The 13057-nt window shown below is 59.7% G+C and carries 11 protein-coding genes; all 11 read left to right on the top strand.

Translation table 11 applies throughout. The annotated features are described in order from the left end of the window. Positions 1–264 precede the first annotated feature (264 nt). The 11 genes from NKT35_RS21620 (at position 265) to NKT35_RS21570 (ending at position 13047) form a co-directional block, all read left to right on the top strand. Positions 265–660, top strand: coding sequence for a CesT family type III secretion system chaperone (locus tag NKT35_RS21620; RefSeq protein WP_254297190.1), 396 nt, complete (start codon positions 265–267; stop codon positions 658–660). Between the two features lie 68 nt (positions 661–728). Beyond that, a complete protein-coding gene (locus NKT35_RS21615) occupies positions 729–1745 on the top strand; it encodes a hypothetical protein (protein ID WP_254297188.1) in 1017 nt (338 codons plus the stop codon). 432 nt (positions 1746–2177) lie between these two features. Further along, a complete protein-coding gene (locus NKT35_RS21610; RefSeq protein ID WP_254297185.1) occupies positions 2178–2945 on the top strand; it encodes a helix-turn-helix domain-containing protein in 768 nt (255 codons plus the stop codon). Further along, complete coding sequence (gene sctC / locus NKT35_RS21605; RefSeq protein ID WP_505190931.1) at positions 2942–4660, top strand: type III secretion system outer membrane ring subunit SctC; 1719 nt, start codon at positions 2942–2944, stop codon at positions 4658–4660. The genes NKT35_RS21610 and sctC overlap by 4 nt, the downstream gene beginning before the upstream one ends. Then, the gene (sctW, locus tag NKT35_RS21600; RefSeq protein WP_305883442.1) at positions 4650–5792 is read left to right on the top strand and encodes a type III secretion system gatekeeper subunit SctW; all 1143 of its coding nucleotides are present in this window, start codon (positions 4650–4652) and stop codon (positions 5790–5792) included. Before sctC ends, sctW begins: the two co-directional genes overlap by 11 nt. Before the next feature lie 67 nt (positions 5793–5859). Continuing rightward, complete coding sequence (locus NKT35_RS21595) at positions 5860–7983, top strand: EscV/YscV/HrcV family type III secretion system export apparatus protein (RefSeq protein WP_254297183.1); 2124 nt, start codon at positions 5860–5862, stop codon at positions 7981–7983. Positions 7984–8061: 78 nt separating this feature from the next. Then, positions 8062–9351 (top strand): type III secretion system ATPase SctN, encoded by a 1290-nt coding sequence (sctN, locus tag NKT35_RS21590; RefSeq protein WP_254297180.1) that lies wholly within the window; start codon positions 8062–8064, stop codon positions 9349–9351. Beyond that, the gene (locus NKT35_RS21585) at positions 9335–9790 is read left to right on the top strand and encodes a SpaM family type III secretion system protein (RefSeq protein WP_254297176.1); all 456 of its coding nucleotides are present in this window, start codon (positions 9335–9337) and stop codon (positions 9788–9790) included. The genes sctN and NKT35_RS21585 overlap by 17 nt, the downstream gene beginning before the upstream one ends. Then, positions 9778–11499 (top strand): SpaN/EivJ family type III secretion system needle length determinant, encoded by a 1722-nt coding sequence (locus tag NKT35_RS21580; RefSeq protein WP_254297170.1) that lies wholly within the window; start codon positions 9778–9780, stop codon positions 11497–11499. The genes NKT35_RS21585 and NKT35_RS21580 overlap by 13 nt, the downstream gene beginning before the upstream one ends. Beyond that, a complete protein-coding gene (locus NKT35_RS21575; RefSeq protein WP_254297163.1) occupies positions 11496–12398 on the top strand; it encodes a YscQ/HrcQ family type III secretion apparatus protein in 903 nt (300 codons plus the stop codon). The genes NKT35_RS21580 and NKT35_RS21575 overlap by 4 nt, the downstream gene beginning before the upstream one ends. Then, complete coding sequence (locus NKT35_RS21570) at positions 12388–13047, top strand: EscR/YscR/HrcR family type III secretion system export apparatus protein (RefSeq protein ID WP_254297155.1); 660 nt, start codon at positions 12388–12390, stop codon at positions 13045–13047. Before NKT35_RS21575 ends, NKT35_RS21570 begins: the two co-directional genes overlap by 11 nt. Positions 13048–13057: the final 10 nt, after the last annotated feature.

Genomic DNA, 13057 nt, shown 5'->3' with positions numbered 1-13057 from the left:
TGGCTTTAGTTAGTAAGTGGCCGACTGATAATATAAATATATTTTTTGGGTTGAGTGTGGATGGCTGGTTTTTATGATCGTGAGTGTAGATGTCCCTTGTAATCGGTTTCAATACGGTATAGTAATGCCTATGTCGCTTGCGTGGGATTTTTTTGTGGCACTAGAATGTGCGCTGGTTGATTTGTGAGCGAAATTTGCAAGTTATTTTTCAGGAGTGGTGTTAGGTTTGGAGTGTGATTTTAACCTTGCTTGCTATGGTGAAAAATGATTAATGATTACTTGGAACTGGCGCTGGCTGAATTTTGCCAGCGAAATAAATTGCCGGCCATGCAGTTTAATGAAAATGGGCTGTGCCATCTATTGCTGGGGGATCGCATCCCAATTACGATATGTAAAACCGCTTGGCGTCAACAGATTACTCTGATTTTACAAGTTCAAGCTCAAGTTCCAAGTGTGATCACTCAGTCTTGGGTTGAAAAATTTTTTTCAACGACTCTTAATCCTGTATTCAATGAAGAGCCTACGTTAGGCTGGATCGATAGTATTGGATTGGTGGCCTATGTTAATTTGGATCAGGCCAAAAATGAACAGATCTACTTGGAGGAGGGGTTATCGAGACTCGTTTCATGGATGGAGGGGTGGGAGAGGAATACTTGTTAGGAATTAATTTCAGATCTATAAAAATTGACTAAGATATGAGCATGTAAAATCAATAGAGAGTAAATATTATGACGGCTAATATTTCAAAACTATTTGCGGAAAGAGCAAGAAGCGCAGCACCTTCTGATCATTCTGCAACACCGACTAGTGGCATGGTCGAGTTAAATGGAAATAAAACAGCAATATCCCAGATTGGAAATAAAAAAATGGATGAAGCCATCTTGATCATGAGAAGATCGGGAATCCATAGTGCAGCGCCAGCACCAGAACCTGTTGAATCTCAAGGGCTTTCATGGGAACAGACAAAGCAGCTAAATAAGTTAAAAGAAGACTTGGTTTCCAGTTATAAAGCACAAAATGTAGTTATTCCGCATGGGCACGATAATGTGAAAAAAACCAATTCATGGAGTTTCTCAGATTATGTGAATGTCAATGATCTTGAGCGGATGATTAAAGATACGCTAGGTGTTGATGTGAAGCTGAAAGTCAATGATGCCAGTCTGAAAGAGGTTGCGGAAATATTAAATACAGAAGTGGTGGAACCCCTCGGTGCAAATCCGTTAGGCAAAACAAATGAAAATGGAATTTATTTGGCTAATGATCATCCAGCATACTTTCATGAAGGTGAGGATGGAGCTCCTGATATTGATAGAATTCGCAGTACCATTGTGCATGAAAGCCTTCATGCCGCATCTCACGACGCAGCAGGATTTCAAGCATGTAAAGATGGTGATACAGGGAGAAATAATTTCGATGAAAATGTTACTGATTACTTTGCTTGTCAAATATTTCAAAAATTATATCCAGAAAGTACCTATAAGACTGGTTATTTTATAAAGGTGGTTGGCATAAAGTATCATAATGATGAAAGCGGGGGGCGTCATAAAGAAGATGTTACGTGTACGATATGGAATGGGGAGTTTGTTGATTTTATGAAGCAATCCGATCCAGATAACTTTGATGCAATCAAAACTGCGTACTTTAATACGGGTAAGTTACCTAGCTTTAAAAGCTATGAGATGGAAGCTTGGAAAAAATATACAAGCAATTTCAATACCGCAAATGGAAAGAAAAATCCTTCTTAATTGCCTTATGGATGGTTGAGAGTTTTTTCGAAGCGACTTGCCTCAATGGGATTGCCGCAGGTGATGGGCAGATGGGAGGTTGCCGCGACGATAGATGCGCTTCCTAGGCTTCGTTCAGCCGGAATGGCGTTTCGCGTCAATCATCAATGTGGAAAACTCGCCGGTTGATTGATCTCATGTTCGGTTCAATCAACCAGATTTCTGACAGCCCCTATACTCATGCCCGAGTGCCATTCATCCCCGCGAAGCGCCTGCTACGCGTTTGGCGTTCTGTTTCCATCACTTTGGTGCGATGCTATCCAGGTGAACTTGGCTGCAGCGAAGTTTTCTTGGCGGGAGTACGCGCTTCATCACATTCCCATCAGGATTCCCCTTTCTCTCCCGCCCTAAACTGCTGTCATCCCGGCATTTGCCGCAGCCAGGACAGGCGCGATGACAGACAACCATATGCTTCACCCGATGCAAACGATAGAAACGGCCTGCCGCCGCGAGGTGTCCGGCCAGGCGGCTTGGCTATTGCTGCCGCTAGCCCAGCCGGGTGCGGAGTTGAGGTTGTCCGGCGCTTGGGGCAAGGCGCAATGGCAGTTGCCTCCTGGCTGGCAGGGGCTGCTGTTGTTGGAACATGTCCGCGTGACGGTGGTGTCGGGTTGTTTGAGCTTCCACGCGGTTCAACTGGAAACCTTGGCCAAGCTGCTGGCCTTCATCGATGAGGCGCGGGCCTTGCCGACGGTGAATCCAGACGCGCGCTGCGAGCGCCTGTTCCTGGAAGATTTATCCATCTGGTCCGATCGGCGGCGTTTGGAGTATTGGTTTTTAGGGCAGCTTTTGTCGCGGGAACAAACCGTCGCGCCCCTGTTGGCGCAATTGCGCCGCAACGAAAGCTATTGGCTGGTGCGGTTTTTGTTGTCGCATTCGGCGCGCGGCGACAAGTTGCAAGCTTTGGGCGATCGCTACGGGGTGTCGACTTCGCATTTCCGCCGTTTGTGCCGCCATGCGCTGGGCAATGCCGCCAAGGCGTCGTTGCGCGATTGGCGAGCGGCGCGCTGCATGCTGGACGTGGTGGGCGGCGAGGAAAATCTGACTCGGCTGGCGTTGAAGCACGGCTATGCCTCGCCGGCCCATTTTTCCAATGAAGTGAAAGGCCTGTTGGGTGTTTCCCCGCGCGGTTTGTCCAATCTGATTCAGCTGGCGGTTAAATGAACAGGTTTGCGGTCATGGCCTTGTTGTGTGCAGGCATGGGCTTGCCATTGGCGCAAGCGGCTGAGGACAGTCCTGGCCGGGGCGCGGGCTATGTGGCGCGTCAGGATGGCTTGCGTTCTGTGTTCGACGCCATCGCCTCAAAATTGAAAAAGCCGGTCATCCTCAGCGCGCGCGCGGCGCGCAAACAGGTCAGCGGCGAGTTCGATCTGGGCAACCCCCAGGCCTTGCTGGAAAAGTTGACGCTGCAATTGGGCTTGATCTGGTATGGCGATAGCCAATCCATTTATGTCTACGATGCCGGAGAGATGCGCAACTCGGTAGTGTTGCTGCGCAATGTGCCCTTGGCTACGCTGAACGACTTCCTGCGCAAATCGGGCTTGTACGACAAGCGCTATCCGCTGCGCGGCGATAACCGCAGCGGCACCTTTTATCTTTCCGGGCCGCCGGTCTACGTGGACCTGGTCAGCAATGCCGCCAGTTTCATGGATCAGCAAAGCGAAGGCATGGATCTGGGACGGCAGAAAATCGGCGTGATCCGTCTCAACAATACCTTTGTCGGCGATCGTAGCTATGAGATGCGCGATCAGAAAATCGTCATTCCCGGCATGGCCACGGTGATAGAAAAACTGTTGCAGGGAGAGAGCAAACCGGTGGCGGCTGCGGAAGCCGCGCCTGCCAAGCCGGCAGCGGACGCCTTGGCCAATCTGCCCATGCCGGCCGGTTTGCCCCCTTTGCCCTTGCCGGGCGACGCCAAGCCCAAGGCCAACCCTGCCGCAGAGGCGACGGACCCGTTCGCCCATGTCGCCGCGGCCAGCGATATCAAGGTGATCGCTTATCCCGATACGAACAGCCTGCTGGTGAAAGGCACGGCCGAGCAGGTGCGCTTCATCGAGCGGCTGGTGGCCGCGCTGGATGTGGCCAAACGCCACGTCGAGCTGTCTTTGTGGATTATCGATATGGAAAAGGATGATCTGGACCAGCTGGGCGTGGACTGGCGCGGACAGGTTTCCCTGGGCGGCCGCCTGGGCATGACTTTCAACAGCGCGGGCTCGTTCAGCACTTTGGACGGCACCCGCTTCCTCGCTTCGGTGATGGCGCTGTCGCAGAAGAACAAGGCGAATGTGGTATCGCGCCCGGTGTTGCTGACCCAAGAGAACGTGCCGGCCATCTTCGACAATAACCGCACCTTCTACACCAAGCTGGAAGGAGAGCGCAGCGTCGATTTGCAGCATGTCACCTATGGCACGCTGGTGAGCGTCTTGCCGCGTTTTTCCGCCGACGGCCAGATCGAGATGGCGCTGAATATCGAAGATGGCCGCGAGGCGCGGCCGCCCGATTACAGCCAGGGCAATAAGGACGCTGCCACGCCGGAGGTGGGGCGCACCCGCATCAGCACGGTGGCGCGGATGCCGCAGGGAAAGAGCTTGTTGATAGGCGGCTTTACTCGCGACTCCAGCAGCGACGACCAGGCCCGGATTCCGTTGCTGGGCGATGCGCCGATCTTGGGCAAGCTGTTCCGCTACCGGCATCAGAACCTGACCAATACCGTCCGGGTATTCCTGATCCAGCCGCGCGAAATCACCGAGCCGCTCAAGCCGGACGCGGCGGAGATGACCGCCGGCCTGGCCAGCCAAAGCGGGTTGGACGTCGATCCCTTGCAGCAGAAAGTGCGCGACTACCTGGAACGGCGCGGGAGCTGGACCGGTGGACATTAGCGGCAGGACGCTTGCCCATTCGGCCTTGCGCACCGCCAGGCAACAGGCGCAGCTGGATGCTAAGCGTGAAGCGCGCCAGGCGCCCGTGCATCAAGACGAGTCTCAACAAGCCCAGGCTGAATTAAACGAGGCCGAGCAGGCGGAGGCGGCCAGTCCGGCCGCTTTGCAGCAACGCGCGGCGAAGTCGGCCAATGGCATGGCGGCGATGCTGGCCCAGTTTCGCAACCGCCGCGATTACGACAAGAAGCGCAGCAGCTTGGCGGACAGCTTCGAGCGGGTGCTGGAGGAGGACGTCGAATCCAAGGCCGAGGGCATTCTCAATATGGCGCAGTCGCCCGACGCTTCGGCGGAGGAGCTGCTGAACCAGGCGCGCCGGCAGTTTCCCGACGATAGCGATTTGGTATTGGTGCTGCGTCAGCTGGCGCGGCGCAAACAGTTGGATGAGGCCTCCCGCAAGCGCCTGCGCGAGGCCTTGAAGCAGGCCGAAGCCGAGGCGGACCCGCAGACGCTGAAGGCGGGCATCAACAGCGCGCTGAAAGCGCGGCTGTTCGGCGCGGCCTTGGCCATGAGCCCCAGCCTGCTGCGGGCGAGCTATCGGCAGTTCTTGCAAAGCGAGGGCGCGGAGTCGGAGATCTATCAAGACTGGGTGGCGAGCTATGGCTTCGAGCATCGCCGCGCCGTGCTGGACTTTGTAGAGGGCGCGCTGCTGGCGGATATCGATTCGCTGGACCCCAGCTGCTCGCGGCTGGAGTTCGGCAGTCTGCTGGGCCGGCTGACTCAGCTCAAGCTGCTGCGTTCGGCGGATTTGCTGTTTGTCGGACGCCTGCTGGCCAATCCTCTGGTTTGCCGCTTCAACCCCAGCGAGGCGGACTGGCTGCTGTTGATGCTGTCGCTGTTGCAAACGCCGCAGCAACTGGATGGCTTGCTGGCGGAAACGGTGGGCGACACCGCCTTGCTAAGCCGCCACGCCGACCGCTCCGGCTTGCTGCAAGCCTTGTATCAAGCGTGCAAAGCGCTGCCGCCCAGGCTGTTTCCGGATGAGGAGTGGCAGGAAGCTTTGCTGGAGGAGTTCCGCTATCTGGCCAATATCGCCTATCGGCAGGAGCAGATCGAGCGGCGCAGAGAGCAATGATGCCGCTGCCCTTGGGTTCGCATGTTTTGTCAGACGCGCGCGTCTGCATTTTCTGGATGGATGAACGGTGTTGAATTCTATATTGAGCGGCGCGCGGGCGCGGCCGGAGCTGCTGATTCTGGTGCTGATGGTGATGATCATCGCGATGCTGATCATCCCATTGCCCACCTATTTGGTGGACTTCCTGATCGGCCTCAATATCGTGCTGGCGGTGCTGGTGTTCATGGGCTCGTTCTACATCGACCGCATCCTGAGTTTTTCCACCTTTCCTTCCGTGCTGCTGATCACCACGCTGTTCCGCCTGGCCTTGTCCATCAGCACCAGCCGCCTGATTCTGATCGAGGCGGACGCCGGGGAGATCATCGCCACTTTCGGCCAGTTCGTCATTGGCGACAACCTGGCAGTGGGTTTCGTGGTGTTTTCCATTGTCACGGTGGTGCAGTTCATCGTCATCACCAAGGGTTCGGAGCGGGTGGCGGAAGTGGCGGCGCGTTTTTCGCTGGACGGCATGCCCGGCAAGCAGATGAGCATCGACGCCGACCTGCGCGCCGGCATCATCGACGCCGACGCGGCGCGCGAGCGGCGCAGCGTGCTGGAGCGCGAAAGCCAGTTGTATGGCTCCTTCGACGGCGCGATGAAGTTCATCAAGGGCGACGCCATCGCCGGCATCATCGTGATTTTCGTCAACTTTGTCGGCGGCATCGCGGTGGGCGTGTCCCAGCACGGCATGACCCTGTCCAACGCCTTGTCCACCTATACCATGCTGACCATAGGCGACGGCCTGGTGGCGCAGATTCCCGCGCTGTTGATCGCCATCAGCGCCGGCTTCATCGTCACCCGCGTCAATGGCGACAGCGACAATATGGGCCGCAACATCATCGTCCAGTTGTTGGGCAACCGCTTTGTGCTGGTGGTGACGGCGGTGATCGCGCTGGCGGTGGGCATGCTGCCGGGCTTCCCCATGTTGGTGTTCTTGATCCTGGCCGCCGCGCTGGGCGGCTTGTTTTACTACCGGCGGCGAGGTGAAAAGTCCGCCGCGGCTCCTCAAGCCGGCGCGGCGGGACGACAGGATGGGGCGCCCAAGCCGGCCAAGCCAGCCAAAGCGGGCAAGTCCGCCGCGCCATCCGCTCCTGCCGGGGGCGCCGGCGCGGAGGATAAGGCCGGCTCCTTGCGCTTGATAGAAAACCTGGACCAAGTGGCGACCGAAACCATCCCGCTGATTCTGCTGGTCGCGCCGTCGCGGCGCGCGGAGCTGGAAAGCTTGAAGCTGGCCGAGCGTCTGCGCAGCCAGTTCTTCATCGATTACGGCGTGCGCTTGCCTGAGATGCTGTTGCGCGACTCTCCTAATGTCGCGGACAACCGCGTGGCGCTGCTGATCAACGAGGTGCGCGCCGAAGAGTTCGCCGTGCATTTCGACCTGCTCAAGATCATCAATTATTCGGACGAACTGGAAGCCTTGGGGGTCAAGCCGGTGTTCGAGCGTCAGCAAGAAGGCCAAAGCGCCTGGGTGAAACCGTCCGAGCGGGACAAGCTGGCCAAGCTGGGCTATCAGCTGCGGCCGGCGCTGGACGAGTTTTACCAATGCCTGGCGGCCATGTTGTCGCGCCATGTCAACGAATACTTCGGCGTGCAGGAAACCAAGCACATGCTGGATCAGCTGGAAAGCCGCTATCCGGATCTGCTTAAGGAAGTGCTGCGCCACGCTACGGTGCAGCGCATCGCCGAGGTGTTGCAAAGGCTGCTGACCGAGCGGATTTCGGTGCGCAATATGAAGCTGATCATGGAGGCGCTGGCGCTGTGGGCGCCGCGCGAGAAGGACGTGATCAATCTGGTCGAGCATGTGCGCGGCGCGATGGCCCGCTACATCTGCCACAAATTCGCCCAGGGCAATGAGCTGCGGGCGGTGATGGTGTCGGCCGAGGTGGAAGACGTGGTGCGCAAGGGCGTGCGGCAGACTTCCGCGGGCGCCTTTCTCAATCTTGATCCTTCCACCTCTGAGGAGTTGATGGATTTATTCGGCGCGGGGCTGGGCAGCTTGGGCGTGTCCAATAAGGACATGGTGCTGCTGGCCTCGGTGGATGTGCGCCGCTTTATCAAGAAATTAGTCGAAACCCGCTTCCACGACCTGGAAGTGGTGTCGTTCGGCGAAATCGCCGACAGCGTGTCGGTCAGCGTGATCAAGACCATTTAAGCGGGAGTGGGGAATGATGGAAAGCAGCTGGAAACCAAACCGAGCCGCCGCTGAACGCTGGCTTCATGGGGGCAAGCGATGAAGCCGCCGCGTCTGCTGCGCAGGTTGGCGTATCCGCTGCGCTTGTCCGGCCCCATCATCGAAGCGCTGCTGCCGGATGTGGCGATAGGCGAGCTGTGCGAAATCCGCCGCAGCTGGCAAGACAGCGAGGTGGTGGCGCGCGCCCAAGTGGTGGGTTTTCATGGCCCGCGCGCGGTGCTAAGCCTGATCGGCAATGCCCGCGGCTTGTCGCGCGAGGCGGTGCTGCAACCCACCGGTGGCGCCTTGTCGGCCTGGATAGGCGATGACGCGCTGGGCGCGGTGATCGACCCCACCGGCCAGATCGTCGAGCGCTTTTGCGAATCCGCCGGTTTGGCCGGCGGCCGGCGCGGCATCGACGTCGATCCGCCGCCGTATTCGCAACGGGTGGGCATACGCCAGCCGCTGTTGACCGGCGTGCGGGTGATAGACGGTTTGCTGACTTGCGGCATCGGCCAGCGGGTGGGCATTTTCGCCTCGGCCGGCTGCGGCAAGACCATGTTGATGCATATGTTGATCGAGCAGACCGAGGCGGATGTGTTCGTGATCGGCCTGGTGGGCGAGCGCGGCCGCGAAGTGACCGAGTTTGTCGAGGCCCTGCGGCAGTCGCACAAAAGCGAGCGCTGCGTGCTGGTGTACGCCACGTCCGATTATTCCTCGGTGGATCGTTGCAACGCCGCCTTGCTGGCCGCCACGGTGGCCGAGCATTTCCGCGAGCAAGGCAAGCAAGTGGTGCTGTTCGTCGACTCGATGACGCGCTACGCCCGCGCCCTGCGCGATGTGGCGCTGGCGGCAGGGGAGCCGCCGGCGCGGCGCGGCTATCCCGCCTCGGTATTCGACAGCCTGCCGCGGCTGCTGGAGCGGCCCGGCGCCATGGGCCAGGGCAGCATCACCGCTTTTTATACCGTGCTGCTGGAAAGCGACGACGAGCCGGATCCGCTGGCCGATGAAATCCGCTCGATTCTGGATGGCCACATTTATTTGAGCCGCAAGCTGGCTGGGCAAGGCCATTACCCGGCCATAGACGCGCTCAAGAGCACCAGCCGGGTGGCCGGACAAGTGACGGAGCGGGCGCATCAGCAAGCGGCTTCGGCGGTGCGGGGATTGATGGCGCGGCTGGAGGAGCTGCAAGTCTTTATCGACCTGGGCGAGTACCGGGCCGGAGAAAACGCCGACAACGACAAGGCGATGAAGGCGCGGGACGCGCTGCGGCAATGGCTGCGCCAGCCCATGGATCAGCACTCGCCATTCCAGGCCACGCTGCGAGGCATGCATGAGCTTGTTGCCTAAGATAGGCGCGCTGCTGCGGCGCTGCGAACTGGCGCAATCGCGCTGCGAACAGGCCTTGGCGCAATTGGCGCGGCGCGATGCCGATCTTGAGCGGGAAATCGCAGCGATGAAATCGCAGCAGGACGGCATGCGCCAACTGTTGCTGGCGCAGCGGCCGGACGGCGAAGTGATGGCGCGGGATGAGTTGTTCGCCTGGCAGCGGACGCAAGCCGTCTTGCGCCATCGCATGCAAGACCTGGATTTCCAGATGGACCGCTTGCGTGAGGCGCGCGGCGAAGTGAGGCAGGAGCAGGAGGCGCAAACCACGCTGCGAAAAAGTTGGCTGCGCAAAGAAGATAAGTACCAGCGTTGGGCCAGGACGCAGCGCAGACTGCGGCGGCTGGAAATGCTGAGTCGAGAAGAGAGCGAATTGGAGGAGAGGACAAAATGGGCATCGTGATGCCGGGCGCGGGCCATGGGCGGGCCGCATCGTTGGGAGAAGACGCCGACGGCGTGGTAGCACTCGAGCGCATCGCCAAATCGAAAGCGGAGCGTGGCAAGAAGCGCTTGGATTCCGCGGCTGAAGAGGCGTGCGCGTGGCTGGCGTATGCGCCGCCGATAAGATATTTGGCCGAAGCGCCGCGGGTGGCGGAGTCGTTTGCCATGCCGGCGGAGCCGCCATCAGGCGCTGCGTCTACGCGCGCAGCCGATGCATTTCCGGAGGCGGAAACAAGTGTGGACAGATCCAATGTCGAGAGTCAGGCGCCGACGGCCCAGTTGAACGCGGCGGCTGCGTCTGCCGCGCTGGGTTTGGGCAATGTGGGCGGGCCGTCGCCTCGCTTGCCCGGCGTGACGACGCGGGCAGCGCTGCACGCGGCCATTCCAGCTGCGGTAACGGCGCCGCGCCAGCTCAAACCTGCGCAAGCGGGAGCCCAGGCGCAAGAGCGGCGAGGCATCGCCAGCGTCAAGTCCGCCAGCCATGTCGCGCCGCTTGAGAGACTCGGCGTCTCTTTGTCGCCTAGTCCTTTGCTGGATCCGCCTGCGCATCCGCTTGGCGCCAAAAATGCGATCCGGTCTAGCCCGCTCCACGCTCATGCAGTCGGAACCGGCGGGTTGCCGCGTCGTACAGCGCAGCCGCAGCCGCAATCGGGGCACGCTCAGCCGGTCAGGGCGGGGTCAGTCGTCCCCGCTGATCATCGCGCGCAGGGCGCGGCATTAGACCAGCATGCGTCGAATCCGCCATCCGCAAAATCCATCGCGGCCCATTTCGCTGACTTGCAAAGAGGGCACGAAACGATAGGGAGGGCGGAGAGCCTGGCGGACGTTCCTGGCGGCATGGCGCGCCAGCCGGAGTTAAAGCACGTAGCGAGGGCGGGCCTGCATCAAAGCAAGCGGGAGGCGGAGTCCATCGCGCCGCATGCGCCTGCGCCCGCCAGGTCGGCAATCCATTACGCAGAGGCGGAACTTGCGCCTGCCGTTGCGTTGTCAGTCCAGGCTGAGACGAATGCCGACACGAGGCAGCCGGAGGTGGCGCCGACTCGCGGCGCATCGGCTGTTGCCGCGGTGATGCGGGAGCCCGCGGCGGGCGATGTTTCGTCCGCTTTGAATTTGCCCGCGCCTTTGCCCCCCGTTTTGCCTGGGGAGGCTGGCGCTTTCCAAGGCAGCGTCTTGAAGCTATTCGCCGAGTCGGCAGAGCAGAGCCCTAGGGGGCTTACGCGAGAGGCCGGCCTCATCCCGGAAACGCGCGGCGCGGATGCGCCATCCCGTAAAAGCGAGCGTGCGCATGAGCTGGAGCCAGGCGGCTTTGAGGCAGGCGTTTGGGGGCCGCGGCCAGCGCTGTCGCGCGGGAGTAAATCCGAAGCGCCCCAGTCTCCCGCAGCGAAAAAACTGCCGCCGCAGAGCCGTCAGGCTGCGGAACCGGACAAATCTCCATCGGGCATGAATTTTCGTTTTCAAAGCTGGGGGGAGGAGCATGCGGTGAAAATCACGGCGGAAAACAGTCCCTCTGGTTGGCAACTGCAGCTTCAACCCTCCGACAGCCTGGTGTCGCAACGTTTGAGCGAGCAATGGGCATCCGGCGATCCTCAGCAATGGCGGCTGCTGCAGGGAGAGGGAGAAGGCCGGCGCGATGCGCCGCCGCGGCAGGGCGAAACCGAAGAGGATGAATGATGTTGCGTTTGCGGCGAGTGAATAGCCAGGCTATCCACCTGGCGGCGATGGCTGAGCGCTGGCGCGGAATAGGACTGGAGGCGGAGATCGCGCGGCCGTCACGCGCCGGAAGATGGCTGCCGTTGGGCGATGAGCAGCGTCGTTGGCATGGCTGGCTGGAGCATCGCGATTGCCTGCGGCGCTTGTCGCCGCAACTGGCTGGCCTGGCCAGCGGCGCGGCGTCGGAAGGATTGTTGGCCGAGCTGATCGCCGCCAGCGCGCAGCCGCAGGAATGGCCTATGCCGGAGCTGGCCTGCCGCCGGCTGCGGGTGGGTGCGATCGTGGCGGGAGACGCCTTGCCGGCCGGCGACATGCTGAGAGTGGAAACTCCGCTGGGCGAGTTGTGGCTGGACCGCGTCGAAGCGCCCCTGCAGGCCTCCGCTGCTTGGGGCGCCTGCCTGCGGCGCTTGTCCTTCCCCTTGTGCTTTGTATTGGGCCATAGCCGAATGTCGCTCGGCCTGCTGCGCAGCGTGGCGGCGGGGGATTGCCTGCTGATCCAGAATGCGAGCGCCGTGGTCGCGTGCCAAGGCCAGGTGGTGGGGCGTTTTCAACAATTGGATGAGGGGATCACGATGACTTGGCAACAAGAAAATATGGCGCAAGACGAGGAGCAAGCGGTATCCGATTTTCAGCGCCTGCCGGTGCGGGTGGAGTTTGTCTTGCAGCGCAGCCAGTTGACGCTGGAGGAACTGCAAGCTTTATGCCAAGGCAGCGTGTTGCCGCTGGAGGCGGACGCGCAGCGCCGGGTGGAGGTGAGGGCCAACGGCGCGCTATTGGGGCGGGGCGAGCTGGTGCAACTGGATGGCCGCATGGGCGTGGAGCTGGAGCAATGGCTGGGGAGCGTCGACGATGTCGAATGATATTTCGCTGATAGCCTTGATGGCGTTTGCCACGCTGCTGCCTTTCTTGATCGCCTCCGGCACCTGTTATATCAAGTTTTCGATTGTGTTCGTGATGGTGCGCAACGCGATGGGCCTGCAGCAAGTGCCTTCCAACATGACGCTCAATGGCATCGCCTTGATGCTTTCAATGTTCGTTATGATGCCTATTGCACAGCAATCTTATGAATACTATAGAGACGAACACGTCAGCTTCGCCAGCATCGATTCGATAAGCGATTTCGTGCAGAACGGCATGGAAGGCTACCGCTCGTATTTGCAAAAGTATGCCGAGCCGGAGCTGGTGCGATTCTTTGAAAAAGCCCAGGCCCAGCGGCTGGGCGCGGAGCCGGCCAGCGTGGCCTCTACTGAGCCGGCGTCGATTTTCGCGCTGTTGCCGGCTTACGCGCTCAGCGAGATCAAGGGAGCGTTCAAGATCGGCTTTTATCTGTATCTGCCTTTCGTGGTGGTGGATCTGGTGATCTCCAGCGTGTTGCTGGCCCTGGGCATGATGATGATGAGCCCGGTCACGATCTCGGTGCCGGTCAAGCTGGTGCTGTTTGTGGCGCTGGATGGCTGGACGCTGCTGTCCAAGGGGCTGGTGCAACAGTATCTGGATGTGCCGGCTTAGGAGGGCGCGG

This window comes from Chromobacterium sp. IIBBL 290-4, from assembly GCF_024207115.1.
Taxonomy (GTDB): Bacteria; Pseudomonadota; Gammaproteobacteria; order Burkholderiales; family Chromobacteriaceae; genus Chromobacterium.
This window is presented reverse-complemented; position numbering and strand designations above follow the sequence as displayed.